Here is a 264-nt window from a genome sequence, read left to right as displayed (position 1 = left end):
CTGAACAATGGCACCCTAACGGTGTCGGCAACGCAAGCGGATACCGCAGGCAATACCTCCACCGCAGCCACGCAAACGATTACGCTTGACAATGCGGCGCCTTCAGCGGTCACCATCACCACGCCGATTGAAACCGACGGACTTGTCAATGCGGCAGAGGATAACGATGTCTTAATTACCGGCTCCGGTGCGGAAGCGGGCAACAGCGTGACCGTGACCATCACGGACAACAACAGCTCGGTAAGCCGTACCGTGACGGCGGAT

1 protein-coding gene is annotated in these 264 nt (G+C 58.3%); it reads left to right on the top strand.

The window, feature by feature from the left end; translation table 11 throughout:
- On the top strand, positions 1–264 hold a 264-nt coding region (locus CWB98_RS23170; RefSeq protein WP_138546949.1), incomplete at both ends, for a hypothetical protein.

It is taken from the genome of Pseudoalteromonas rubra, assembly GCF_005887115.1.
Taxonomy (GTDB): domain Bacteria; phylum Pseudomonadota; class Gammaproteobacteria; order Enterobacterales; family Alteromonadaceae; genus Pseudoalteromonas; species Pseudoalteromonas rubra_F.
The sequence above is the reverse complement of the archived record's forward strand: the minus strand, read 5'-3'. Positions and strand labels throughout refer to the sequence as shown.